This is a genomic window from Halolamina salina (assembly GCF_042678005.1).
GTDB classification, from domain to species: Archaea; Halobacteriota; Halobacteria; order Halobacteriales; family Haloferacaceae; genus Halolamina; species Halolamina salina.
Window position 1 is genome coordinate 5,132 of sequence record NZ_JBHUDH010000049.1, and the last position, 25,537, is coordinate 30,668.

Below are 25,537 nucleotides of genomic sequence, written 5' to 3' on the forward strand. Positions count from 1 at the left end.
CGCGGGCAGCCCCGAGCCGGTCGTGGCGGCCGATCGGCTCTCCGCGCTTGCCGAGCGGGAGTTCGGCGGCCCGCTCCACCTGCTGGTGGTGCCCGCCGAGCCGCATCACCTGGAAGCGGAGGCGCTGGCGTCGCTGGCGGGCGCGCCGGAAAATCTCGTCGAGGAGTAGCCGTCAGTCCCCGTTCTCGGGGATCTGTGACCGCGCCCGACTGCGGGGGAGGTCGAGCGTCTCCGAGAGGTCGTACTCGTCGCCGGTCACCATGAACAGCACGTCCTCGATGATGGTGAGGATCTCCGGCAGTTCGCGGACCACGAGGTAGGTGACGCCCACGAGCGCGACCACGGCGAGCAGTTGGCTGATGATGCGGTCGGAGACGTACCACGAGACGCGGTAGGGGTCCGAGCCGCCGAACATCGTCAGCACGAGGTTCGGGAACACGTGGAGCAGTTGCTCGCCGAACGCGATGCCGATGAACGTCGTCCGCACGAGGTTCAGCCCGTAGATAATCGGGACGGCGACGCTCAACGCGCGGAGCTTTCGACGCAGCGGCGCCCGGACCGCGGCGATCAGCCCCGCGAAGATCGCGATGCTCCCCAGCCCCGTACAGGCGAGCACGACCGAGAACTGGAGAATCTGCCCGTCGCTGGCGACGAACTCGTAGGTGTTCTGGTACCCCTGCGGGCCCAGAATGAGTTCGGGGTTCGACCCGAAGACGCTCATCATGAACCCCGTCTGGGCGGCGACGACCTCGATCAGCACCTGCCGCGGCGCGGGGACGTGCAGCCCCGCCACGTCGACGGCGGGGATCGTCTCGAAGGGGAGGTAGATCAGCCCCATGATCGCCGTCGAGCGCGAGAGGAGAAACAGCGTGTCCCGGCCCCGCCAGAGCAGGTAGCCCGCGTAGAGGCAGGCGGGGACGGCGACGAGCGCGAGCACTCCCTCGACGTAGCTCTTGTGGACGAACGCGAAGTGGGGAAAGAGGAGCAGCCAAAACAGCGCGAACAGCCCCCACGCCGACGCCGAGACGGTTCGGGCAGTCTCGAGCTGGTCGTCGACGGCGTCCAGTGCTCCGCCGTCCTCCCGTCGGGTGAGGATCTCGAGCGCCGCGCCGAGGGCGAACGCGCCGACGACGATCCACGCCACCACGTCGGTCACGTCGAGGAGCCACGGCGGAACGGCGCCCGCGATACCGGCCATATCGGGAGAAGACGACGCGCGGGTAAATCCCTTACCGTTGTGGGGTATCTGCGTGTGACGGCGCTGTCGCTATTCGGTGTAGCGGTCGAAAGAAATGAAGGCGGAAGACCGGCGTGAGCCGGTGGTAACTACTGGGAGTCGCGAGAGTCAGTTACTCTCGGCGACCAGCCAGCAGGGCAGCCGCGAGCAGGGCGACCAGCGCGACAGCGACGCCGAAGCCGGGCGTCGTCGTCGTGGTGGTCTCCGTGTCGGGCTCCTCGGTCTCCGTGTCCGGAGCTTCAGTCTCCGTGTCCGGAGCCTCGGTGGCCGTGGCCGTTGCCGTCTCAGTCTCAGTGTCCGGCTGCTCGGTTGCCGTCGCAGTCGGCGTCTCCTCGGAGACGCTCTCGACGACTTCGCCGTCGGCGGAGGCGACCTGCGTGCCACCCTTACGGACGGTCACGTCGAAGGTGTCGCCAGCCGACTGCTCGCTGAAGTCGAACGAGCCCGAGAAGGTGCCGTCAGACTGGACGGTCACCGTGTCGGTGTTGAAGAAGCCGGGGCTGACGTCCGACGTCGAACGGACGCGGATCGTCAGCTCCGTCCCGGGCGCGTAGTTGGTCGTACCCGAGACCGTCTGACCGGAGTCGGCAGTGACTTCGACCACATCGGAGTCGAGCTCGGTCGAGGGAGCCTCGACCGTGAACGTCGCGTTCACGGACTGGTGGTCTTCCGTGTCAGCGCTGCGGAGGAGACGGTTGTCGGTGACCGTGAAGGTCGCCTTGAACTTGTCTCCCGCAACAATGTTCTTCGTATCGTCTTCCAGCACGAGGTTGCCCGTGTTGGCGACGATGTAGTACGCACCGTCACCCTCGACGAGCGTTAGCGCACCCGAGGACGCCGAGAGGTTGATCTCCTTCGGCTCCTGGTTCTGCACCGGGTTCGTCTGCATGATACTGAGGGAGAGACCGTTACCGAGGGCGGCGCTGAGGTTACCCTCAGCCTGCACGAGGCCCTCCAGACCGGTCGCTGAGACCTGGTGGACCACGAGGTCGCCCGAGGTAATGGTGTCGTCCTCGGTGATGACGCCGTCGTCGATGAGCGTCGCGAGGTCACTCTCCGTGATCCCGTTCTCATCGTCGGCGTTCAGGTCGGCGCCGCTCGGTGCGGTCCACAGCTGCATGTCGTCCGTGGATCGCGGGCCGATAGCCAGCGCGCCGAGGTCCTGCGGCTGATCGACGGTCGTGCTGGCCTCGCCGGACGTGCTCACCGAGAGCGTGTAGTCGCCCTGTGCGAGGATCTCGCCGATCATCGTCTGGTTCGTGCTGGCGTTGAACGTCACCGAGTCGTCCTCGGAAGCGGCCTCGACGACCGTGCCGTTCGTGGCGTTCCCAGCAGCGTAGGTGTTGAACTCGACGACGACTTGGCCGTCGGCGTTGCCGTCGGTGAAGGTGACGTTCGCCTGGTAGCCTTCGCTGTCCTCGAGGCCGATGACCAGCGTACCGCTGGTGCCGGTCGCCGCGCCGTCGAGGGAGATGTTGATCTCGGCAACGTCACCCTGATCGACGGTGAAGCTACTGTCGGTGAAGGACGCCTCACCGGCACCGACGTCGGTGACGGTGATGTTGGTGGAGATCGTCGTCGTCGTGTCAGCGACGTCGAACTCGAGCGTGTAGTCGCCCGCGTCGATGCCACTGGCGTTCAGCGTGTACTCCTGACTACGGTCGACCACGACCTCGACGGCGTCGTCCGTGCCGTCGTCGTTCAGGTCGCGCAGCGTCGTCGTCGTGAATCCGTCGTCGAGGATGTTCTCGACCTCGTCCGCGCTGAGGTTCTCAGCCGAGACGTAGGTCGTGAAGCTCTGACGGTTCGAGTCGAAGGTGGCAGTCGTCGTGGTCGTGCCACCCGCGTTTCCGATCTCCGAATCCTCCAGGTCGATGGAGAACTGGTGGTTCACAACCTGGAAGCCGGCCGTGTCACCGTTGCCGTCGTTCCCTTGCAGGAAGTAGTTCTGGCCGGTCTCGAGGTTGGACGTGCTGAACGTGATGTTCCCGTCCGCGTTAGCCGTGTAGCGGTTCTGGAACGTGCCCGGCTCCGCAGCCGTGCCTGTCGACAGGATCACGTCCTTGTTGCGCTCGAAGCCGATGGCCTTCACTTGCTGGCCCTGGTAGACGATCGAGCCGTTCACGACCGACGCGTTCTGGTCGGAGGTGTCGGACGTGTCAACGATCGTCAGGCTCGTCAGAGACGTATCGAGGTTCTGACCACCGGAGTCCGTGATGCTCACGCGAAGCTCAGTTGTGGTGTTACTGTCGACGCTCGGGTAATCCACTTCGAGGCTACTAATGTCGAAGTACGCCGTTTTGTTCGAACTGCTCGGCGAAGCGTCGAACGTCAGATTGCCGTTCTGAACGTTCTGATTGCTCGAAGAGATGTTAGAGCTCACACCACTAGTGCTAATGATGTCAACACCATTGGTGAAGTAGAGCTCGAATTCAACGGTCTGACCCGAATTGTTATCGTTCAAATTCTGTGCTGTCAGGTTCACACTGTTGTGAACCACTGTCGTGCTTTCGTTCACGTTTCCATCAGCTGGATTGGAAACAGTGACGGAAGCACCCGTAGCCGCAGCAGCGGTCCCGGACAGCGCGACGGTGCCAGCGACGACGCTGAACACCATCAGCGCTGCCAGAACGATGCTGCGGATCTTGTCTGAGTTGTCTGTCATGGTTGAATACGGAGATACGGGGTAGCGACATTTTTCTCGTTGACCGAGTCAACGATACTACCGGCGCTACCATTGGGTAGGGGCATGAAAAATAACGGCGTTATGGAGTAAATGTCTTGGGGCCGATATTTCGGTACGAGTCTCGAAAACGCCGATATTCGTCGTCTGGGAGTAGGGCGGTTCTCTCATTCGCTTCCGCCCCGACAGTTACCATCCGAGAACGAACTGCGAGAGCTATCGCTGTCCAGTGTAGCGGTCGAAAGAAATGAAGGCGGAATACCGGCGTGAGCCGGTGGTAACTACTGGGAGTCGCGAGAGTCAGTTACTCTCGGCGACCGGCCAGCAGCGCAGCGGCGAGCAGGGCGACCAGCGCGACAGCGACGCCGAAGCCGGGCGTCGTCGTCGTGGTGGTCTCCGTGTCGGGCTGCTCAGTCTCCGTGTCCGGAGCCTCGGTCTCCGTCTCAGGAGCCTCGGTGGCCGTGGCCGTTGCCGTGGCCGTCTCAGTCTCCGGCTGCTCGGTTGCCGTCGCAGTCGGCGTCTCCTCGGAGACGCTCTCGACGACCTCACCGTCAGCGGAGGCGACCTGCGTGCCACCCTTGCGGACGGTCACGCGGAAGGTGTCGCCAGCCGACTGCTCGCTGAAGTCGAAGGAGCCCGAGAAGGTGCCGTCGGACTGGACGGTCACCGTGTCGGTGTTGAAGAAGCCGGGGCTGACGTCCGACGTCGAACGGACGCGGATCGTCAGCTCCGTCCCGGGCGCGTAGTTGGTCGTGCCCGTGACAGTCTGACCGGAGTCCGCAGCGACCTCGACGGGGTCAGCGTCGAGCTCGGTCGAGGGAGCCTCGACCGTGAACGTCGCGTTCACGGACTGGTGGTCTTCGGTATCGCTGCTACCGAGGAGACGGTTGTCGGTGACCGTGAAGGTCGCCTTGAACTTGTCTCCCGCAACGATGTTCTTCGAGCTGTCCTGCAGCACGAGGTTGCCCGTGTTGGCGACGATGTAGTACGCACCGTCACCCTCGACGAACGTCAGTGCGCCCGACGACGCCGAGAGGTCAACCTTCTTCGCCTTCTGGTTCTGCACCGGGTTCGTCTGCGTGATGGTCAGCGTGGTACCGTTACCGATGGCGGCGCTGAGGTTGCCCTCAGCCTGCACGAGGCCCTCCAGACCAGTCGCGCTGATCTGGTGAACCACGAGGTCGCCCGAGGTAATGGTGTCGTCCTGAGTGATGACGCCGTCGTCGATGAGCGTCGCGAGGTCACTCTCGGTGATGCCGCTCTCACCGTCAGCGTTCAGGTCGGCGCCGCTCGGTGCGGTCCACAGCTGCATGCTGTCGGTGGAGCGCGGGCCGATAGCCAGCGCGCCGAGATCCTGCGGCTGGTCAACAGTGTCGGCAGCGTTGTCGGACGTGCTCACGGAGAGCGTGTAGTCGCCCTGCGCGAGGATGTCGTCGATCGTCGTCTGGTTCGTGGTGGCGTTGAAGGTCACCGAGTCCTTCTGCGCGGCGGCCTCAACGACCGTGCCGTTGTTAGCGCTACCAGCAGCGTAGGTGTTGAACTCGACGACGACCTGACCGTCGGTGTTGCCGTCATCGAAGGTAACGTTCGCCTGGTAGCCTTCGCTGTCCTCGAGGCCGATGACCAGCGTACCGCTGGTGCCGGTCGCCGCACCGTCGAGGGAGATGTTGATCGCCGCAACGTCGCCCTGGTCGACAGTGAAGCTACTGTCGGTGAAGGACGCCTCACCAGCACCAACGTCAGTGACGCTGATGTTGGTGGAGATGGTCGTGGTCGTGTCAGTGACGTCGAACTCGAGCGTGTAGTCGCCCGCGTCGATGCCACTGGCGTTCAGCGTGTACTCCGTACTGCGGTCGACAGTAACTTCGACAGCGTCGTTGGTGCCGTCGTTGTTAAGGTCGCGCAGCGTCGTCGTCGTGAATCCGTCGTCGAGGATGTTCTGCACTTCCTCCGCGCTGAGGTTCTCAGCGGAGACGTAGGTGCTGAAGCTCTGACGGTTCGAGTCGAAGGTGGCGGTCGTCGTCGTCGTGCCACCCGCGTTCCCGATCTCCGAGTCCTCCAGGTCGACGGAGAACTGGTGCTTCACAACCTGGAAGCCGGCCGTGTCACCGTTGCCGTTGTTCCCTTGCAGGAAGTAGTTCTGGCCGGTCTGGAGGTTGGACGTGCCGAACGTGACGTTGCCGAACGAGTTTGCAGTGTACCGGTTCTGGAACGTACCGGGGTCCGAAGCCGTACCCGTCGACAGGATCACGTCCTGACCGGACGCGAAGCCGATGGCCTTGACCTGCTGACCCTGGTAGATGATCGAACCGTTCACGACAGACGCGTTCTGGTTCGAGGTGCCGGTGTCAACGATGGTGAGGCTCTGGAAGTCAGAGAACCCGTCGTCGTTGTTGTCAGTGTAGGAACCGTTAGCGTTCTCGTCCAGCGCGAACTGGGCCTGGGCCGTCGTGTTACCGCTAACGGCCGGGGTAGCGACGTTCGTGATGTCGAACGTGACGTTGACGGTGTCGCTGTTGACACCACTGGAGTCCTGAAGCGTCACCGTAACCACGTCGGTGGTGGAGTTGACGTTGAAGGTCCCACTGTAGGTGACGTTCCCGGAGTTGACGTTGAAGTTCGTCACGCCCGAGCTGGACGTGTCCAGCGAGTCGGGCAGGTCAACAGCGAAGACCTGGTTCCCGTTGCCGCTGGTGTTAACGCCGCTCGCGATGAGCGTTACCGTATGTGTGTTCGTCGTCGATTCGTCGACCGTGGACGGCGTGATACTACTGTTCGTAGTATCAGTCGTCCCTGCAGCAGCCGTACCGGCGAACGCGACGGTCCCCGCGAAGACGGAGAAAACCATCAGCGCAGCCAGAACGATGCTGCGGATCTTGTCTGAGTTGTCTGTCATTGTTGTGTTGGATTCGCACTGCAGTCGGCGGCGCCAACTTCCTCGCCGAACCGAACGGCGATACTCACTGTTGCCACCATGGGTAGGGGTATCGGAAACAAACGCACCTGATTATAAATGTCTTGTGTATACCCATGTGGCGTGTTACAACGTCTCACCGCAGAAAACGCCCGCGAGAGCGTTCCTGTGCGATATACTTGCTTAAGTACTTTCTGCCGGTGACCCCCCGCCTTTATCCGTGGTGTCGGCGGCGGGCGGTCGTCGACGCCGGCAGCGGCCGGCACGCGCTCACGCGTGCGAATGAAAAATGACCGTCGCTACTCAGTCACCACTTCGACTTCGTGGCCGTCGAACGTCTTCGTGAAGGCGTAGTTGTAGTCACAGGACTCCGGATCGCGGTAGTCCTCGGCCTCGCGGGTCAGCAGCGTCTCCCAGAACCCCTCCAGATCCTCACACTCGACCGCGAGGTGGCCCCAGGCGTCGCCGAGGTCGTAGGAGCGCCCGTCGTAGTTGTACGTGAGTTCGACGGTCATCGCCTCCTCCGCGGCGTCTTCGGGCGCGAGGAAGTAGTTCGCGAACGTGTCGGCCTCCCAGCGGCCGGCCGGTTCGTACCCCATCTTCCGCGTCCACCAGCCGATCGAGGCGTCGGCGTCCTCGACGCGGATCATCGTGTGGTCGAGGCTCCACCGAGCGCCGTGGTCGCGCTCGACGATCTCGATCTCGTGGCCGTCCGGATCCTTGACGAACGCGTAGCCGGGGTTCTCCTCCGGCGGGCGGTAGTCCTCGACGCCCTCGTCCATCAGCTCGTAGTACGCCTCCTCCACGTCCTCGACGCGGACGGCGATGTGGCCCCACGCGTCGCCCATCTCGTAGGAGCGGCCGTCGTGGTTGTACGTGAGCTCCAGCAGCGCGCCGTCGTCGTGGACGTCCTCGGGACCGAGGAAGACGTTCGTGAACGTGTCGGCCTCCCAGCGGCCCTTCTCCTCGTAGTCGAGGTGGGTGGTGTACCAGTCGAGCGATTCGTCGAGATCCTCGACCCGCATCATGACGTGATCCAGCGTGTGACTCATGCGGTCGTAGGTGGGTTCGTGAGAGCGAAAAGCGTACCGAAGGCGGTGGTGGATTACGGAGTCGGGTGTGGTCGTTCTCGCCCGCGTGGGCGTGCGTTAGTGAGATTGCTTGGGTGTGACGCTGAACGCGACTACTGAGTTCGTTACTCCGACTTCGCTACTTCCACGACGAACAGGACCGCGGAGTGAGCATGACCACTTGTGACCGCACCGCCCCGCACAGTCCACAGGCCTCCCCAACCGATTCGCTCGGCCTGCCGGCCTCGCTCATCCCTCGCGCCGGCTCGTCCGCGGAGGGACTCGCGTTTCGCGCCGACAGCCACCGCGGTGGCGGTGGACGCTTCGCGCTCGCCAGCGGTCGGCGAACGCGGGGGGAGGGGTGGGGAATCGGCGCTGTGCCGGACCTTGTGTCCAGCACCCTGCGGTCACAAGTAGTCAAGCATCGAGTTGCTGTTGCGGTCGACGATCCTACGGTATCCCCGTTCACGCGCACCTCTTACACCGCAACTGTATCGAAGAAACCGACTACTTCCGCGTGATGATCCGGAGTTCGTCCTCGTCTTCCAGCTCGTGTTCCAGTCCGACCTGCTGGTCGTCGTGTTTCGCCGACGGCCCGCTGACTCGTCCGAACCGGAAGCGATCGAGGAACTCGTCGCCGCCGATGTCGAGGCAGGCGTCCTCGACGGTCGAGCCCGGCGGCAGCACCAGCGGCTCCTCGTAGTCGACGCCGCGGCCGGGCTTGTCCATGTACACCCGGATCAGGCCCAGTTCCTCCCAGATCCGCTCCTTGAGTCCGTCGAGGCCCTTCTCTTCCTCGGCGGAGATGAAGATGGCCTCCTCGGGGTCGATGTCGTACTCCCGGAGGTCCTCCTTCACCGTCGGGAGGTAGTCCTGGTCGATCAGGTCGGCCTTGTTGACCGAAACGATCGACGGCAGGTAGACGCGGTTGTCCATGATCGCGTCGATCAACTCGTCGATCGACGGATCGCCGCGAACGGTCACCTCGGCGTTGACGTAGCCGTGCTCCCGGAGCACGTCCTTGATCGTCTCCGTCTCCATCGACACCGAGTCGCTGACAGTGACCTGCAGCCCGCCGGTGTGGCTCTTGGTGATCGAGACGCTGGCAGGCTCGGTATCCAGCCGGATTTTGTTCTTGTACAGCTCCTCGGAGAGCCGCTCGTACTGGTCGATCTCGAACACCGAGAGCACGAACACCACCAGATCCGCGGTCCGGACGACCGAAAGCACCTCCTGCCCGCCGCCGCGGCCGCTGGCTGCGCCCTCGATCAGCCCCGGCACGTCGAGGATCTGGATGTTCGCCCCGCGGTGTTTGAGCATCCCGGGGTTCACGTCGAGCGTGGTGAACTCGTACTCGCCCGTCTCGCTCTCGGCGTTGGTGAGCGCGTTGATCAGCGTCGACTTGCCGACGCTGGGGAAGCCGACGAGGGCGACGGTCGCGTCGCCGGTCTTCTCGACCGCGTAGCCGTGGCCGCCGCCGGAGGAGGACTGGTTCTCCAGCTTCTCTTTCTTCTCCGCGAGCTTCGCCTTCAGACGCCCGATGTGGCCCTCGGTGGACTTGTTGTAGGGCGTCTCGGCGATCTCCTCGCGGAGTTCCTCGATCTCCTCCTCGAGTCCCATCGGCCGGAAATCCGCCGTGGGCGTCGTTAAAGCTGTTCCTTCAAACCAGTCACGGGGCGCGAGCCGCGACGGCCTCCGTGTCGTCGCCGCGGAGCGGATCCCGTGACTGTGTTCAAACCAGCCCCGGCGAGCGAACTGTGCCGACCTCCGTGTCGGCACCACTGAGACTGATGCCGTGGCTGTGTTCCAACCAGCCGCGGCTCGTGACCGCTCGCAGCCTCAGTGCCGCGAGTACGGAACCTACGCCGCGGCTGCGTTCAAACCTACCGGGGCAAACGACCGACGACGGCCTCCATGTCGTCGCCGCGGAGCGGATCCCGTGACTGTGTTCAAAGCCGAAGAGGTTATAGATACGAAAGAGACATTCTCACGCATACCGATGGACCTGCTCTTCCTGGGGCACGTCGGCGTGTTCACGGTCTCCGCACTCGCCTGCCTCCTCTCGCTCCCGCGGGCACGGCGGATCGAACATCCAGGTACGAGGAAGGGACTGATCGCGCTTCTGCTCTCGGTCACGGTCTGGTCGCTGGGATACGTCGGCTACCTGATCGGGCCGACCGATCCGTTGCGGGTCGCGTCGTACACTATCGGGTTCATCTTCGCGTTCGGTGCCGTCGCCGCGTGGGTGTACTTCTGTGCCGCCTACACGGGCCGCCCCCCGCGACAGGCGCCCTACCTCCGGCTCATGATCGGCGTGTTCCTCCTGTTCGTGGTGCTCAAACTCACCAACCCCTACCACCACCTCTTTTTCACGACCGAGTGGACGACCGACCCGTTCCCCCACTTGGCGATCCAGCACGGGATCCTCTACTGGTTCACCTTGGGGCTGTCGTACGTCGTCATCGGGGTCGGGTTCTTCATGCTGATCGAGCGGTTCGACCACACTGGCACCGACAGCCGGCCGCTGGTCGTGCTGGCCACTATAACGGCCGTCCCGGCGGGGGCGACCGTGTTCGGCGAACAGATCCCCTGGCTCCTCCCGCTGATGTACGAGCCTACGGGCGTCGCGGTGTTCGCCGTCGGCACGCTGTTCGTCTACATCAACCGCTTCGAGACGGTCCAACTCACCGGCGAGAGCGACGAACCGGCCGTGTTCCTCGACCCGGACGATCGCGTGCGGGACTACAACCGAGCCGCGGCCGCGCTGTTCCCGTCGCTCGAGGACTCGGTCGGGCAGCGCGTGGGGGAGATCGTCCCTGCCATCGGGAGCCGTCTCGACGACCCGGGCGTGCTGGAGATCGACGCCGGCGAGGAGAGCCAGTATTACCAGATCTCGACGACGCCGTTCACGACCGGCGGCGTGACCACGGGCCGGCTGGTGACAATCAGCGACGTGACCGAGCGGGAGGCGTACCGCCGACAGCTGGAGGAGCGAACCGAACAGCTCGAGGCACTGAACCGCGTGGTCCGCCACGACATCCGGAACGACATGGCCGTCATCCGGGGGTGGGCCGAGACCCTCACCCCCCACGTCGACCCCGAGGGGCAGGACGCGCTGGATCGGGTGCTCCGGAAATCCGACCACGTGATCGAGCTCACGGAAACCGTCCGGGAGTTCGTCGAGTCGCTCTCCGGCGAGCACGCGATCGAGCCGCGGCCGACCGATCTCCGCCGGCACCTCCAGACCGAACTGGAGGCCGTCCGGGAGTCGTTCGCCGAGGCCGAGTTCCGCGTCGACGGCGAGATCCCCGCGGTCGACGTGCTGGCCAACGAGATGCTCCCCTCGGTGTTCCGGAACCTCCTCGAGAACGCCGTCCGGCACAACGACAGCGAGACGCCGGAGGTCACCGTCGACGTCGTCGAAACCGACGACCTCGTCCGGGTCCGGATCGCCGACAACGGTCCCGGCATCCCCGACGAGCAGAAGCGGCGGATCTTCGGCAAGGGTGAGAAGGGACTCGACAGCCCGGGATCGGGGATCGGCCTCTACTTGGTGTACACCCTCACCGAGCAGTTCGGCGGCGACGCGTGGGTCGAGGACAACGACCCCCGCGGGGCGGTGTTCGTCGTCGAACTCGTGAAAGCCGACGCCGCGGAGAGTTCGTAGCGCACCCGCCCGTAGATTGAACACCTGTCGCGACCAACGAGCGGGTATGAACCTCCGAGCCGCCAGAGAGACCGACATCCCCGGGATCAGGGACGTGGCCAACCGCTCGCTCGCGGCGTCGTACGACGACGTGCTCGACGCCGAGACGCGCCAGCGGGCGGTCGAATCGTGGTACGGCGCCGAGGGCGCCGCCGCGGGCACGCTGGCCGAGGAGCTCGCGGACGGCCAGACGGTCGTGATCGTCGCCGAAGACGACGACGAGATACTCGGCTTCGCACAGGCGTTCCTCGCGGGCGATACCCCCCGAGTCGGCCGGATCGAGTGGCTCCACGTCCGGCCGGGCCGGCGCGGGGAAGGGCTGGCGAGCCGGCTGCTCGACCGGATCGAGTCCGCGCTGGCCGACCGCGGCGCCGACCGGATCGAGGCCAGCGTGATCGAGGCCAACGAGGCCGGCCGCGCGTTCTACGAGGAGCACGGCTACGACCACGACCACACCCGACAGGTCCGGATCGCCGGCGACCGAGTCGCCGAACTGACGCTCGTCGGCGACGACGAACTGTCGGCCGAAGGGGCCGGATCCGGCACCGAACGCCGCGAAACCGGGGACGGGGAGACGGTCGTGATCGCCTACGACGAGAGCGAACGGGGGTCCGAGGGACCGTTCCACCCGACGTACCTCGACGACGACCGCGAGGAGCAGTACGGCTGGCACTGCGGGAACTGCGACAGCCTCGACGTGAGCGTCGGCTCGATGGACGAGTTCGTCTGTAGCGACTGCGAGAACCGCCGGCGCGCGATGCGCTGGGACGCCGTCTACGGCGGATGACCCGCTACCGGCTCCGCTGGCCGACAGCGCAACCCGTATATCGCTCACCCCCGGACGGTCGGGCGTGATCGACGCCGACGACGCGGCGCGACGCTGGATGGAACTCGGTGAGGGGTGGCAGGCGGCCCTCTTGGGACTGCTGCTCGTCGCCGCGGTTCGCCTTGGACTCACGGTCCCGTGGTGAGCGTGCGGGGGTCGATAGTTCCGGGACTCGCGCTGCTCGTCGGACTCGGGCTCGGCGCACGCCTGTTCGCCGCGATAGTTCCGCTGAACCACCTGTTGCTGGCAATCCTGCTCGGACTGGCGGTCGGGAACCTCGTCGGCGTCCCCGAGACGGTCCGCGCCGGCGTCGGCACCCACAAGCTCTGGCTCAAGACGGGCATCGTCCTCACGGGCGCGAGCGTCGCGCTCGACCGCGTGGTCGCCGCCGGCCCGAAACTGCTGGTGCTGGTGGCAGGAGCACTGACCGCGACGGTCCTGCTCGTCGAGGCGCTCTCCCGGCTGGCGTTCCGGATCGACGGCGAGACGGGCTCGCTGCTCGCGGCGGGGTCGGGCGTCTGTGGCGTCTCGGCGGTCGTCGCCGTCGCCGAGAGCATCGACGCCGACGAGACGACGGTGGCCTACGCCGCCACGACGATCCTCCTGTTCGACGCCGTCACGCTGGTCGCCTACCCCGCGGTAGGGACCGCGCTCGCGCTCCCGGACCGGACGTTCGGGATCTGGGCCGGGCTGACGATGTTCAGCACCGGCCCCGTGACCGCCGCGGGGTTCGCGGTCTCGGAGACGGCGGGCGAGTGGGCGGTGTTGGTGAAGCTCGTCCGGAATGCCGCGATCGGACTCGTGGCGGTCGCGTACGCTGGCGTGTACGCGAGCACTTCGGGTGAGAGCGCGGGCGGCGATCGCGGGACGGTCGCCCGCCTCTGGACCCCGTTCCCGAAGTTCGTCGTCGGCTTCCTCGCCGTCGTCGCGATCGCCAATCTCGGGCTGCTCTCGGGGGCGGAGATCGACTCCCTCGCCAACGCCGCCGACTGGCTGTTCCTGCTGGCCTTCGCCGGGCTGGGGCTGGAGATCCGGCTCGACGACCTGCGGGAGACGGGCTACCGGCCGGTACTGGTCGTGCTGGTCGCGCTACTCGCGGTCTCTTCGGTCGGTTTAGCGGTCGTTCGGACGGTGTTCTGAGCCCGGTGCCCGCCGTCAGAAGAGTGGTCGCCGCCCGCGGGAACTACTCGCCGCCGACGATGTCGGCGACGCGATCGCGGTCGAACAGCCGCTCGTCCTCGGGAATCTCCGGGTAGGGGTCGCCCTGCTCGTAGCCCGGCCACTCGCCGAACTGTTCGGGGTAAAGCTGCTTGGCGGTCATCTCCAGCTGGAAGAGGTTCATCAGCGGCCCCTGGACGGGGTGGCCGCCGGCGTAGAAGCGATCGTCTTTGATCGCGGTCAGCTCCCCGCCGACGGGGTCGTCGGCGATGGTCCCCCGGATCGACCCCACGTCGTAGTAGGAGTTGATCCCGTAGCGGTGGAGGATCACGTCGGGGTCGATCTCCAGCAGTTGCTCGTAGTCGTAGGAGGTCTGGTAGTTCACGTCGTCGCCGGCGAACGCGTCCTCGGCGCCGAGCGGCCGGACGTGGGCGTTGCTGAACCCGTCGGTGCTGATACGCGAGGGGTAGAACGTCCCCTGCATGAAGATCACCGAGGCGACCGAGGGGCGCTCGCTCTCCGGCGGGAGGTCGGCCTCGATCGTCGACAGGAGGTCGTCGTGGACCGCGGCGAGTTCCTCGTACGTCGAGCCGGCACGGAACACGTCGGCGGTGCGGTCGGCGATCTCCCAGAGCGTGTAGTACTCGTACTCGTCGGCACAGGACTCCGGCGGCTCGCTGTTGCGCCGGCTGAGCGTGTTGCCGAACCACGGCGCGACGTTCTCACGGATCTCCTCGATGTCGCTCGCCGCCCAGCCGTCGAAGCTCGTCACCAGACACGGGTCGACAAGGTGGAGGTCGGAGTTCAGCTCGTAGAACAGCTCCTTGTCGATCGTGACGCCGCTCTCGCCGCTGTTGAGCTGTTCGATGTCCTCGTGGTCGAAGGAGACGCCAGGCAGCCGCTCGTAGTAGGCGTCGAGCGTGTTGCCGCCGGCCTCGGCGCTGAACCCCAGCGAGTTCACCGCGTCGCCGTGGCCGTAGGCGACCGCCATGTCGGCGTACAGCAGGCTGTACACCATCACGTCCGTCGGGACGGCGTCGAACTCGACTTCGCCGACGGGCGCCATCGACGCCGTGTAGCTGCTCGGCGTCGCCGTGCCCTCCGTCGGCTCGCTCGTCTCTGTCAGGTCGGCAGTTCCATCGGCGTCGGTCGGCGTCCCGGTGCCGTCGCCGCCGATGCAGCCGGCGAGCAGACCGCTCGCACCGATCGCGCTGCCGTAGGTGAGATACTCCCGTCGTGTCAGGTCGTGGTCGTCGTTCATTGGTGGATGTGTAGATCGTCAGTCGTCCGTCTCGCGCTCGGCCTCGATCTCGCGGGCCGCCTCCAGCACGAGGTCGTCGTCGACGTGATCGAGCAGACGGCGCTGTCCCTCCTTCCGGCGCCGCTCGGCCTCGTCGTCGCTGATGTACATATCGAACCGTCGGTCGATCTCCCGCTCCCGGATCTCCTCGGCTCGCTCCGGGGAGAGATCGTGGTCGTCGGGGAACCGCTCCTCGAAGAACTCCCGCCAGCGGTCACGGTCGCTCCACTCGCCGGTGCGTTCGCTCTCCGGGCGGACCCAGTCGTAGTAGCTGGCAAGCCCCTCGGGGTACCCCCGTTCCCGGCGGGCAGCCTCGACGACGGCGTCGCCGACGCGGGCGCCGTGCCCGGCGGCCATGATAGCCTGCGGGCTGGTCGGCTCGTACGGGGAGGCGACGTACAGCCCGTCGACCGGCGTCGAGCCGTCGGCGTCGGCGTACTCCGCGTCGAAGTGTTGCTGCGTCTCGCCGTCGTACTCGTGAGTCTCGAACATCGCGTCCTCGTCGTCGCCGGACTTCGTCCGACTGCCAGAGGGACTTCGTCCCTCGCTGTCGAGGCCGCGCAGGTACTCGCCGGCGTCGTACCGGGTGGCGGCGATCACCCGGCGGGCGGTGACCGCCTCGCCGGACTGCGGCCGGACGACGAACCCCTCGTCGCCGTGCTCGACCGACTCGACGAGGTCGGGGACGACCGCACAGCCCGCCTCCGCCGCGTGGTCGTGCAGCAGATCGTAGAACGTCTCGATGTCGACGCCGGCGGGGAAGCCGAGGTAGTTCTCGAGGTGGGCACACCGCTGGATCGACGACCGTCCGCGGTCGAAGATCACGGTGTCGAGCCCGTTGCGGGCGGTGAACACGCCCGCCGAACAGCCGGCCGGCCCGCCGCCGACCACGACCACGTCGTGATCGAACGGGTCCGTTCCTGTCTCGTCGGCCATGTGGATTAGGCTGACCTAAACAGGTAAACCCGTTTCGATCGTTCGGGAGGGCGCCACGGCGGGTGGAAAGAACGGCGCTTTCGTATCGCGACTGCCGGTTTACTTCTGGACCTGTTCCTGAATCGACGCCACCACGTCGGGGTTGCGGAGGGTGGAGGTGTCACCGAGTTCGGCGCCGTTAGCGATGTCTTCGAGGAGGCGGCGCATGATCTTGCCCGAGCGCGTCTTGGGGAGTTCGGGCGTGAAGATCACCTGTTCGGGGCGAGCGATGGGTCCGATCCCGTCCTCGACGCCTTGGATGATCGCGTCGCGAAGCTCCTCGTCCCCGTCGTAGCCGTCCTCGGTGATGACGTAAGCGTAGACGGCCTCGCCCTTCATCTCGTGGTCGCCGCCGACGACGGCGGCCTCGGCGACGCCCTCGACGCCGACGATCGCCGACTCGATCTCCATCGTCCCGAGCCGGTGGCCCGAGACGTTGATCACGTCGTCGACACGGCCGAGCACGGTGATGTAGCCGTCCTCGTCGATCTTCGCCCCGTCCTCCGGGAAGTACGTCCAGTCGCGCCAGTCGTCGCTGTCAGTGTCGGAGTACTCCCGCCAGTACTCGTCGACGAACCGCTCGTCGTTCTGGTACAGCGTCCGGAGCATCCCGGGCCAGGGCTTCTGGATCGTCAGGTAGCCAGCGCGTCCGGGTTCGACCTGCTCGCCCGTCGTGTCGACGATTTCGGCGTCGATACCCGGCAGCGCGGGGCCGGCGGAGCCGGGTTTCATCTCCTTGACGCCGGGGAGGGTGGTGACCATCATGCCGCCCGTCTCGGTCTGCCACCAGGTGTCCACGACGGGACACTCCTCGTTCCCGATGTGCTTGTAGTACCACTTCCAGGCGCGGGGGTTGATCGGCTCGCCCACGGTCCCGAGCAGGCGGAGGCTCGAGAGGTCGTGCTGGTCGGGGAACTCCGATCCCCACTTCATGAACGCGCGGATCGCCGTCGGTGCGGTGTAGAGTTGGGTCGCCTCGTACTCTTCGACGATCTCCCAGAGCCGGTCCCGCTCGGGGTGATCCGGCGTCCCCTCGTACATCATCGTCGTGGTCCCCAGCGCGAGCGGGCCGTAGACGATGTAGGAGTGGCCGGTGATCCAGCCGATGTCGGCCGAACAGAAGTACGTGTCTTCAGGTTTGATGTCCAGGACGGCGTGGGAGGTCCACGCGGCCCAGGAGAGGTAGCCGCCCGTCGTGTGTTTCACCCCCTTCGGTTCGCCCGTGGTCCCCGAAGTGTACATGAGGAACAGCATGTCCTCGGCGTCGCGGGCGACCGGTTCGACCTCCGCGCCCTTGTGGGCGTGGACGGCGTCGACCCAGAGCCGCTGATCGTCGCGGAGGTCGTGGTCGAACGCGTCGTCCTCGGGGAGGCGCTCGACGACGACCGTCTCGGTGTCGTGTTCGACGTTGTCCAGCCCCTCGTTGGCTTTCTCGAGGTGGTCGAGGGGGTCGCCGCGGCGGTAGTAGCCGTCGCAGGTGATCAGGTACTCGGAGTCGGCGGCGTTCATCCGGGTCGCGAGCGCGTCGGCAGAGAAGCCGGCGAAGACGACCGAATGGGGGGCACCGATGCGAGCACAGGCGAGCATCGCGATCGGCAGTTCCGGGATCATCGGCATGTACATCGTCACGACGTCGTCCTCGCCGACGCCCATCTCCCGGAGTGCCGCGGCGGCCTCGTTCACCTCGCGGTGGAGGTCCTCGTAGGTGTACGTGCGGTTGGCCTCGTCGGTCGGCTCACCCACCCACTCGATCGCGACCTCGTCGCCCCGCTCGTCGAGGTGTCGGTCGAGACAGTTGGCCGAGGCGTTGAGTTCGCCGCCCGTGAACCACTCGAAGAACGGTGGGTTCGACCCGTCGAACGTCTGGTCGTACTCGGTCTCCCAGTCGAGCATATCGGCTGCGGCCTCCCAACACTCCGGCCAGTTCTCCTCGAACTCCTCGTAGATGTCCGGATTCGAAACGTTCGCCTGCTCGACGAACGACTCGGGCGGCTCGAAGCTGTCCTGCTCCTCGAGCCGTGCTTCCAGTTCCGTGTCAGCGTCCGACATAGCTACACCGATCGTGGGTCGGAGCGGACATAAACCCACCTACAACGGGACGAAAGCGAAAGAGTGCGCGTCGATCAGGCCAGCCCGATCTTCTCGCGGTACCCGCCGTGCTCGGCCTCGAACACGTCCATGATCTCGCCCATCGTCGCGTACGCCTTCACCGCGGTGACGATGTACGGCATCACGTTCTCGTCGTTCTGGACGGCCTCGCGCAGGTCGTCGAGCGCGGCCTCGACGGCGTCGTCGTCGCGCTCGGCCTTGACCGATTCGAGGCGCTCGCGCTGGTGTTCGGCGACCTCCTCGTCGACCTTCAGGACCTCCGGCGAGGTATCCTCCTCGGAGACGTACTTGTTGACGCCGACGACGACCTCCTCCTCGTTCTCGACGCGCTCCTGGTACTCGTAGGAGGCCTCCTGGATCTCGCGGTGGAAGAAGCCGTCCTCGATCCCCGTGAGCACGCCGTCGCGGACAGACCCGTCGCCCATCTCCTTGATCGACTCGATGTACTCCATGGCCTCCTCCTCGACCTCGTCGGTGAGGCTCTCGACCATAAAGGAGCCCGCCAGCGGATCGACGCTGTCAGCGGCGCCGGACTCCTCGGCGATGATCTGCTGGGTGCGCAGCGCGACCCGGACCGCCTCCTCGCTGGGCAGCGCCAGCGCCTCGTCGTAGGAGTTGGTGTGGAGGCTCTGGGTGCCGCCGAACACGCCCGCCAGCGCCTGGATCGTCACGCGGACGATGTTGTTGAGCGGCTGTTGGGCGGTCAGCGACTGGCCGGCGGTCTGGGTGTGGAACTTGAGCTTCTTCGAGGCGTCCTTCTCGGCGTCGTACCACTCGTCCATCACGCGGGCGTAGATGCGCCGGGCGGCGCGGAACTTCGCGACCTCCTCGAAGATGGAGTTGTGGGAGTTGAAGAAGAAGCTGAGCTGGGGGGCGAACTCGTCGACGTCCATCCCGCGGTCGAGGCAGTCCTCGACGTACGCGAACCCGTCCGCGAGGGTGAAGGCCAGCTCCTGAACCGCCGTCGAGCCGGCCTCGCGGATGTGGTAGCCGGAGATGGAGACGGGGTTGAACTTCGGCGTCTCCTCGGTCGCGAACTCGATGGTGTCGGTGACGATGTCCAGCGACGGCTCCGGGGGGATCACCCACTCCTTCTGGGCGATGAACTCCTTCAGCATGTCGTTCTGGAGGGTGCCACGGACCTCCTCGCGGGGAACACCCTGCTCGTCGGCCAGCGCGAGGTACATCGCGTAGATCACCGGTGCCGAGGGGTTGATCGTGAACGAGGTCGACACCTCGCCGATGTCGATGCCGTCGAACAGGATCTCCATGTCCCGCAGCGTGTCGACGGCGACGCCCTCCTTGCCGACCTCGCCCAGCGCCATCGGGTCGTCGGAGTCGATCCCCATCAGCGAGGGCATGTCGAACGCCGTCGAGAGGCCGGTCTGGCCCTCCTCGATCAGGTAGTGGAAGCGTTCGTTCGTGTCCTCCGCGGAGCCGAAGCCGGCGAACTGCCGCATCGTCCACGTCCGGCCGCGGTACATCGTCGGGTACGGGCCGCGGGTGAACGGGAACTCGCCGGGGTTGCCCAGATCCTCCCCGTAGTCGAGGTCGGCCACGTCGGACGGGTCGTACAGCCGGTCGATCCCGAGGTTCGAGATCGTCGCGAAGCGGTCCTTCCGTTCGCCGTAGGCGTCGAGGGTCGGGTCGAGCGTTCCCGCCTCCCACTCCTCGCGGGACTCGCGGATCTCCGCGAGATCCTCCTCGTCGTACATGGCTCTCCCTTTCACCGGAACGATTATGAAGGGTTCGGGTCCCGAGACACCCCGAGACCGAGAAATAAATCTGATACTGCGATACAGAATAGGGGCGTCAGTCGACGACTCCCGCTGTCGGCCGCTACTGGTCGCGTGCGACGACGCGGGCTTCGGTGCCGTCGTCGTCGATCGACAGTTCGACGTGATCGACGCTGCGGCGGTACTCGCTGGCGTGCTTGCCGGAGCTCCGGATGCGGATGCCCTCCTGAAGCAGGCCGGCGTCGACCAGCCGGTCGATCTTGCGGTACGCCGTCGAGGAGGGGATGTCACAGCGTTCGACGATGTCCTTGGCCGAGAGGGGCTGCTCGCCGGTGACCTCAAGGACGGCACGGCAGTCGGGGTCGTCGAGAACCGCGAGCAGGTCGGTGATTTCGCTCTCCGTGTGGAGCACTTCTTCGCCGGCAGTGTCCGGACGGCGGTTCTGGGTTGACGGGACGGCGTAGCTCATACTCTACTGTGGGGGCCCTATTCCAACAAGCGTGAACCACACATATCGTGGGGGGTTTATGTACACCCGGCCGCCCCGGCACGGTTCGGACGGCCGGCGGGACCACTGCACTCAAGGTAGGCCCGGACGGTAGGTGGCTCCATGGGTTCCGGAATCCGGGCGACGGTGACGTTCGACAGCCCGGCGAGCTGTCCTGTCGCCGGCTTCTCGACGGCGACGGGCGCCGCCGTCGACAGTATCTCGACGAGCGTCTCGCCCGCGGGCGAAGCGGTGACGGAGTTCCTGGTCGACGCCGACGAGTCGGCCGGCGACGCCGATCTGGAGCCGATCTTCTCGTACGGCACCGCGGACGTGTACCGGACCGAACACGCCGGGAACTGCCCGTGTACGTGTCTGGGCGGGTTCGACTGCCCGATCCACCGTTACCTCGCGGACGGCGAGGAGCTCACGCTGGTGTTCCACGCCGCGGAGTTCGAGACGCTTCAGGACGCGATGGCGACGCTGCGCGAGGAGTTCCCCTCCGCGGACGTCCAGCAGCTCCTCCAGCCGCCGCTGTCGGGGAGCCACGAGGACCGGCGGTTCGTCAACCGCGGGAAGCTCACCGACCGGCAGTTCGAGGTGCTGCAGACGGCGTACCGGCGAGGCTACTTCGAGCGGCCCAAGGGAGCGAACGCGACCGAGCTCGCCGAGGAGCTGGGGATCTCCCAGTCGACGTTCACCGAACACCTCGTCGCCGCCCAGCGGAAGCTGCTCGGCGACGTGTTCGACGACGGGTAGCCGCAGATCGTCCGCGGTTCCTCGTCCAGCCCGATCGAAATCACTTAACCCGAAGCTCCGTTGAGTCGAAGTACAGATGCCACTCGCCCGAGAGACCGAGATGACACCCGAGGAGACCGACGCGTTCCTCGGCGAGAACGAGACGGGAGTGCTCTCCCTCGCGGAGGACGACGACCCGTACGCGGCGCCGGTCTCGTACGGCTACGACCCCGAGAAGCGGTCGTTCTACTTTCGACTGGTCTCGACGCCCGAGAGCGAGAAGCGTCGGTTCCTGAAGGCGAGCACCAGCGCGCGCTTCGTGGTCTACGGCGACGACGCGACGGGCGCCGAGGAGGAGTACCGCAGCGTCGTCGCCGCGGGGACGCTGTCGGAGATCGACCCCGCGGAGCTCTCGGTCGAGCAGATCGAACAGTACGGCGACGCGAAGCGGCCGCTGTTCGAGATCTGGGGCGAGCCGAAGGAGAGCCTCGACATCCGACTCTACGAGTTCGAGACGACGAACGTAACTGGCCGACGGACTACGGTCGACCGCGACGCCTGATCAGGTCTGTGAAAAGTGGTCGGTGTCGGCGGGCGCAGAGCAGACCGGGCAACCGTTCTCCACGATCGCCTCACGCATCGGTCCGTTGACCTCGATCTGCTGCCCACATTCCTGACAGACGTACTCGTACTCCTTCATCTGTTTGTCACTCGGGGGCGGGTGTAGTCGTGGTTCGACCCTATCCGAGAAAGGGGTTTCCTCTTAGGAGTGGGTGTCGGGAAATCCCAGCGCGTAGGAACCGCCCCTGATTTGCAGCGCGTGGCAGGGTGGAAACAGTGGTACGGGGGTGTCGTCGACCCCGGCACGGCGGTCGCGCGCCGTTGTCGGTCACACACGATCACCGTTTGAGCGTCGGAACTGCGGCCCGGAGGCCGCAGTCGGCCGCGCGCCGTGATCGGTTACAGCGAGTAGTCGTGCTCACCGTCCTCGCTCTCGAGGAACGCAGTCAGCAGGTCGATCGTGGACCGGATGTCGTCGCCGTTCGCGGTTTCGGTGACCGTGTGGAGGTAGCGCGTCGGGATCGAGATCGCGCCGACGGGCTTGGCGCCGTTCGTGTTCTGGAACCCCGCCGTGTCGGTGCCGCCGGAGGGGAGCACCTCGATCTGGTGGTCGATGTCCTCGTCCTCGGCGACCGAACGGAGTCGCTGGTGGACTTTCGGCGTCGTGATGACCGAGCTGTCCTTCAGCTTGATCGCGGTGCCGTCACCGAGCTTCGTGACGTGTTTGTCCGCGCTGACGCCCGGGATGTCGCTCGCGATCGTCACGTCGAGCGCGATCGCGAGGTCCGGATCGACGTCGACGCCGAGGGCGGTCGCGCCGCGGAGGCCGACCTCCTCCTGCACCGTGGCACAGAAGTGGATCGTCGCGTCGGGGTTCTCGATCTCGCGGGCGGCCTCGAGCATCGCGAACAGGCAGACGCGGTCGTCGAGCGCCTTCCCCGTGACCGAGTCGCCCATCTTCACCGTCGTCTGGTCCATCGTGACGAGGTCGCCGACGCTCACGAGCTCCTCGACTTCCTCGGCGTCGCGGCCGAGGTGGACGACGCGGTCGCCGACCTCCTCCTCGCCGTCAGGCTCCTCGTCGAGCGTGTGCGGCGGGACGGAGCCGAACACGCCGGTCACGTCCTCCTCGCCGTGGACGGTCACGCGCTGGGCGCGGAGCACGCGGGCGTCCCACCCCCCGAGCGCGTCGATCTTGAGGAAGCCGTCGTCGGTGACGTGTTTGACCATGAAACCGATCTCGTCCATGTGGGCGGCGACGGCGACGGAGTAGTCCGAGTCGCCCTCGATCGTCCCGACGACGTTGCCCATCGCGTCGGTGCGGACGGAGTCGGTGCTCGTTTCGAGTTCCTCGCGCACCAGATCGCGCACGCGGTCCTCGTAGCCGGGGACGCCCCGCTCCTCGGTCAGCTCCTTCAGCAGGTCGAAGTCGAAGTCGAACGCCATGCTCGTAGCTCCGGCCGTACCGTCTAAAACGGGGCGGTTCCGGCCAACCGCCGGGGGTTCTCCATGTCGCGGGAACCCACGGTGGGTTCCCCCACGTTTCGGAAACGCTTATCCGACGTTCGGCGGCATTGGCGTGTATGGCCGACGACGAAACCGAACGCGAACTCCGCGCACAGCTCACCGACGCCTTCGAGGGCGCCGACTTCCCGGTCGACAGCCAGATGGACCTCGTGCCCGCGCTCCCCGAGGGGCCGAGCACGCGGTTCGAGGCCGGCGACGTGTCGTTCACCGCGATGGAGCTGGCCGCCAAGCTCGGCGGGCAGCAGGAGTTCCCCTACAGCGACGTGGAGTCGCTCGTCGACGACGTGATGGAAGGGCTGGAAGCCGAAGGGATGCTGTAGTCGATACGGCGAAGTTCCTGCCGGAGCCTTCGTGCTCCGGCCACGGACACTCTGCCGTAATCGTGCTGTAGTCGATACGGCGAAGCTCCGTCGAGACCTCCGTGTCTCGGCCCCCTGTTTTCGAGCGCGAGTGGCGTCCTGCCGAGGCCCTTGTGCCGGCGAGGCGGCGCTTAGATGAAGAAGATCATCAGCACGCCGGCCCCCAGCACCAGCACCAGCCACGCCACGGTGAGGATGAACAGTTGCTTCGCGTACCGTTGATCGTCCTCGGTGGATAGGTCTGCCATTGTCGGCAATAGCCGCTCGCCCCTTACTTAGGTACCGGTGCCGAACTGGGAGCCGAAACGAGTCGGGGCTGTTTTTACCCCCCGGGAAGCAACCTCCCGCCGTGCACGTCGCGTTCGTCTCCATGGAGACCGCCCACAGCGCCGACCGCCGGGGGCTGGAGCGAGCGCGCCGGACCGCCCGCCTGCTCGCCGACCGCGGGCACGAGGTGACGTACCTCTGTGCGCAGTGGTGGGGCGGCGACGCCGTCCCCACCTTCGAACACGAGGGGATCGAGTACCGACGGGTGACCAGAGAGCCCGCCGAAAGCGCCTTCGCCGCGAAGCTCCCGGCCGCGCTGTGGCGCGCGGGCGCCGACGCCATCCACGCGGTCCACGGGCCGCCACGACACGTCGCCGTCGCGGAGAAAGTCGGCACGATGCTCCGGACGCCCGTACTCGTCGACTGGTTCGGCGACGGCGCCGCCGAGCCGGGCAGCCAGAGCCGGGCCGCGAGCGGGGGCGACCTCGTCACCGTCCCCTCGGAACTGATCCGCACGCGGGTCAGGGAGTACGGCGCCGACGACGGTTCGGTCCGGGTCGTGCCCGAGAGCATCGACCTCGAGACGATCCGCGAGGCGCCGACCGACGACCGATTCGACGTGGTGTACGCCCGCCGGCTGGACGAACACGCAAACGTCGGGACGCTCCTGCTCGCACTCGCCGAGCGCCGGCGCCGGGACTGGTCGGCGGCGATCATCGGCGACGGCCCCGAGCGCGAGGCCGTCGAGACCGCCGCGCGCGAACTCCGGATCGACGACCGGATCACGTTCACCGGCGCGCTCCCCGAGCGCGAGCGCGTGAGCATCTACAAGGGTGCCCACGTGTTCGCCCAGACCGCGAGCGTGGAGCCGTTCGCGACCGAACTCCTCCGCGCGCTCGCGTGTGGCTGTCTGGGCGTCGTGGAGTATCAGGCCGACTCCAGCGCCCACGAACTGGTCGAGGGCGTCGACCGCGGCCGGCGGATCGTGAGCCCGGAGGAGATGGCCGAGGTGATCACCGCGGCCGGGAACGTCCCGCGTCGCGAGTACAACGGGGCGTTCGAGAAGTTCGGCCACGAGGCCGTGATCGAGACGTACGTCGACTGCTACGAGGAGATCCGCGCGGAGCAGGGACTGTTCTAACCCTACTCCTCGTCGTCGTGGCCGGGGTTGTCGCCGCCGAACTGGAGGAAGAAGTACGCGATCAGCAGCGTCGCGACCATCGCGAACGCCGCGCCGACGCCGAGCGTCTTCGCGCTGTCGGGCACCGCCGGCCCGGTCGGCGCGGGCGTCTCGAGGTTCTCGACGACTTCGATGGTACCGATCATCCCCGCGCTCTCGTGGGGGGTACAGACGTACTCGTAGCTCCCGGTAGTGTCGAACGTGTGGGAGTACTCGTGGCCGGCGTCGAACGTCGTTCCCTGTTCGCCTTCACCCTCCCAGTTGGCGCCCTCGGGCTGGCTGGTCGGGACGACGTTGTGCATGTTGCTGTCCCAGACCCACTGGACCGTCGTACCCGTCTCGATCGTGAGCTCCTCGGGTTCGAACACGAGGCTCCCGCCGGGGCCGACGGTCACCGTCTCGGTCGGGCCGGGTCCCCCGCCCCCGCCGCCCTCGGTGCCGGTCGCGGTGCCGCCGTCGGTCCCCGTCGGGGTTCCGGTCGCGGTCCCGTTCGACGTCGCGGTCTCGGTTCCCTCCTGTGCCGCCGCGGTCCCGGCCGCCATCGACGCGGCGGCGCCGGCGGTGCCCGCGCGAATGAACGAGCGGCGAGAAAGGGCGTCGTCGTTCTCCATACACCCGGCTTGTAGACGCCCGATAGTGAATACTTTGGTTCGGTCCGGGCGGGACACGTCTCCGACGGGGTACGCACGCCACCGCGGCGGCAG

The 25,537-nt window shown here is 66.3% G+C and carries 20 protein-coding genes and 2 pseudogenes; 8 read left to right on the plus strand and 14 right to left on the minus strand.

The features are described 5' to 3' along the window. A pseudogene (locus ACFR9S_RS05715) lies at positions 1–169 on the plus strand (diphthine synthase); the annotation flags it as partial. A gap of 3 nt (positions 170–172) precedes the next feature. Here the strand turns inward: ACFR9S_RS05715 and artA are convergent. From artA to ACFR9S_RS05745, 6 genes and pseudogenes are all read right to left on the minus strand, one after another. Then, positions 173–1,198 (minus strand): archaeosortase A, encoded by a 1,026-nt coding sequence (gene artA / locus ACFR9S_RS05720; protein WP_379732669.1) that lies wholly within the window; start codon positions 1,196–1,198, stop codon positions 173–175. A gap of 151 nt (positions 1,199–1,349) precedes the next feature. Next, the gene (locus ACFR9S_RS05725) at positions 1,350–3,620 is read right to left on the minus strand and encodes a BGTF surface domain-containing protein (RefSeq protein ID WP_379818269.1); all 2,271 of its coding nucleotides are present in this window, start codon (positions 3,618–3,620) and stop codon (positions 1,350–1,352) included. A 186-nt stretch (positions 3,621–3,806) separates the two neighbouring features. Beyond that, positions 3,807–3,902 (minus strand): annotated as a pseudogene (locus ACFR9S_RS05730) (surface glycoprotein); the annotation flags it as partial. 322 nt (positions 3,903–4,224) lie between these two features. Beyond that, positions 4,225–6,816 carry a BGTF surface domain-containing protein gene (locus ACFR9S_RS05735; protein WP_379818254.1) on the minus strand — a complete coding sequence of 864 codons (2,592 nt, stop codon included), beginning with the start codon at positions 6,814–6,816 and terminating at the stop codon, positions 4,225–4,227. Between the two features lie 317 nt (positions 6,817–7,133). Continuing rightward, the gene (locus ACFR9S_RS05740) at positions 7,134–7,886 is read right to left on the minus strand and encodes a VOC family protein (protein WP_379731371.1); all 753 of its coding nucleotides are present in this window, start codon (positions 7,884–7,886) and stop codon (positions 7,134–7,136) included. 525 nt (positions 7,887–8,411) lie between these two features. Next, positions 8,412–9,524 carry an OBG GTPase family GTP-binding protein gene (locus ACFR9S_RS05745; protein WP_379731370.1) on the minus strand — a complete coding sequence of 371 codons (1,113 nt, stop codon included), beginning with the start codon at positions 9,522–9,524 and terminating at the stop codon, positions 8,412–8,414. Positions 9,525–9,903: 379 nt separating this feature from the next. Between ACFR9S_RS05745 and ACFR9S_RS05750 the strand changes: the two genes are divergently transcribed. The 3 genes from ACFR9S_RS05750 (at position 9,904) to ACFR9S_RS05760 (ending at position 13,576) form a co-directional block, all read left to right on the plus strand. Beyond that, positions 9,904–11,571, plus strand: a complete 1,668-nt coding sequence (locus tag ACFR9S_RS05750; RefSeq protein ID WP_379731369.1) for a sensor histidine kinase — start codon at positions 9,904–9,906, stop codon at positions 11,569–11,571. A gap of 46 nt (positions 11,572–11,617) precedes the next feature. Then, entirely contained in the window at positions 11,618–12,397 is a 780-nt protein-coding gene (locus tag ACFR9S_RS05755; RefSeq protein WP_379818255.1) for a GNAT family N-acetyltransferase, read from the plus strand. A 177-nt stretch (positions 12,398–12,574) separates the two neighbouring features. Further along, entirely contained in the window at positions 12,575–13,576 is a 1,002-nt protein-coding gene (locus ACFR9S_RS05760; protein WP_379818256.1) for a YeiH family protein, read from the plus strand. Positions 13,577–13,619: 43 nt separating this feature from the next. On the opposite strand, the gene ACFR9S_RS05765 is transcribed toward ACFR9S_RS05760, so the two are convergent. The 5 genes from ACFR9S_RS05765 to ACFR9S_RS05785 form a co-directional block, all read right to left on the minus strand. Continuing rightward, positions 13,620–14,855 carry an ABC transporter substrate-binding protein gene (locus ACFR9S_RS05765; protein ID WP_379730907.1) on the minus strand — a complete coding sequence of 412 codons (1,236 nt, stop codon included), beginning with the start codon at positions 14,853–14,855 and terminating at the stop codon, positions 13,620–13,622. A gap of 18 nt (positions 14,856–14,873) precedes the next feature. After that, on the minus strand, positions 14,874–15,830 hold the full coding sequence (locus ACFR9S_RS05770; RefSeq protein WP_379818257.1) for an FAD-dependent oxidoreductase: 957 nt from the start codon (positions 15,828–15,830) through the stop codon (positions 14,874–14,876). A 99-nt stretch (positions 15,831–15,929) separates the two neighbouring features. Then, positions 15,930–17,918 (minus strand): acetate--CoA ligase, encoded by a 1,989-nt coding sequence (gene acs, locus ACFR9S_RS05775; protein ID WP_379730905.1) that lies wholly within the window; start codon positions 17,916–17,918, stop codon positions 15,930–15,932. A 74-nt stretch (positions 17,919–17,992) separates the two neighbouring features. Further along, on the minus strand, positions 17,993–19,693 hold the full coding sequence (locus ACFR9S_RS05780) for an acyl-CoA mutase large subunit family protein (RefSeq protein WP_379730904.1): 1,701 nt from the start codon (positions 19,691–19,693) through the stop codon (positions 17,993–17,995). A gap of 124 nt (positions 19,694–19,817) precedes the next feature. Then, positions 19,818–20,183 carry a helix-turn-helix domain-containing protein gene (locus ACFR9S_RS05785; protein ID WP_379730903.1) on the minus strand — a complete coding sequence of 122 codons (366 nt, stop codon included), beginning with the start codon at positions 20,181–20,183 and terminating at the stop codon, positions 19,818–19,820. Positions 20,184–20,324: 141 nt separating this feature from the next. Here ACFR9S_RS05785 and ACFR9S_RS05790 point away from each other — a divergent pair, with 141 nt between their 5' ends. Both ACFR9S_RS05790 and ACFR9S_RS05795 read left to right on the plus strand, forming a co-directional pair. Next, positions 20,325–20,960, plus strand: a complete 636-nt coding sequence (locus ACFR9S_RS05790; RefSeq protein ID WP_379730902.1) for a helix-turn-helix domain-containing protein — start codon at positions 20,325–20,327, stop codon at positions 20,958–20,960. A gap of 76 nt (positions 20,961–21,036) precedes the next feature. Then, positions 21,037–21,501, plus strand: a complete 465-nt coding sequence (locus ACFR9S_RS05795) for a pyridoxamine 5'-phosphate oxidase family protein (RefSeq protein ID WP_379730901.1) — start codon at positions 21,037–21,039, stop codon at positions 21,499–21,501. On the opposite strand, the gene ACFR9S_RS05800 is transcribed toward ACFR9S_RS05795, so the two are convergent. Beyond that, positions 21,502–21,639 (minus strand): DUF7560 family zinc ribbon protein, encoded by a 138-nt coding sequence (locus ACFR9S_RS05800; RefSeq protein ID WP_379730900.1) that lies wholly within the window; start codon positions 21,637–21,639, stop codon positions 21,502–21,504. It abuts the gene before it with no gap. Positions 21,640–21,899: 260 nt separating this feature from the next. Further along, the gene (locus ACFR9S_RS05805) at positions 21,900–22,946 is read right to left on the minus strand and encodes a M42 family metallopeptidase (protein ID WP_379818258.1); all 1,047 of its coding nucleotides are present in this window, start codon (positions 22,944–22,946) and stop codon (positions 21,900–21,902) included. Between the two features lie 137 nt (positions 22,947–23,083). Here ACFR9S_RS05805 and ACFR9S_RS05810 point away from each other — a divergent pair, with 137 nt between their 5' ends. After that, positions 23,084–23,347 carry an MTH865 family protein gene (locus tag ACFR9S_RS05810; protein ID WP_379730898.1) on the plus strand — a complete coding sequence of 88 codons (264 nt, stop codon included), beginning with the start codon at positions 23,084–23,086 and terminating at the stop codon, positions 23,345–23,347. Between the two features lie 388 nt (positions 23,348–23,735). Beyond that, complete coding sequence (locus tag ACFR9S_RS05815; RefSeq protein ID WP_379818259.1) at positions 23,736–24,794, plus strand: glycosyltransferase family 4 protein; 1,059 nt, start codon at positions 23,736–23,738, stop codon at positions 24,792–24,794. Positions 24,795–24,796: 2 nt separating this feature from the next. Here ACFR9S_RS05815 and ACFR9S_RS05820 read toward each other — a convergent pair whose 3' ends face one another. After that, positions 24,797–25,444: a plastocyanin/azurin family copper-binding protein gene (locus ACFR9S_RS05820; RefSeq protein ID WP_379818260.1), complete on the minus strand. Its 648-nt coding sequence runs from the start codon at positions 25,442–25,444 to the stop codon at positions 24,797–24,799. Positions 25,445–25,537 lie beyond the last annotated feature (93 nt).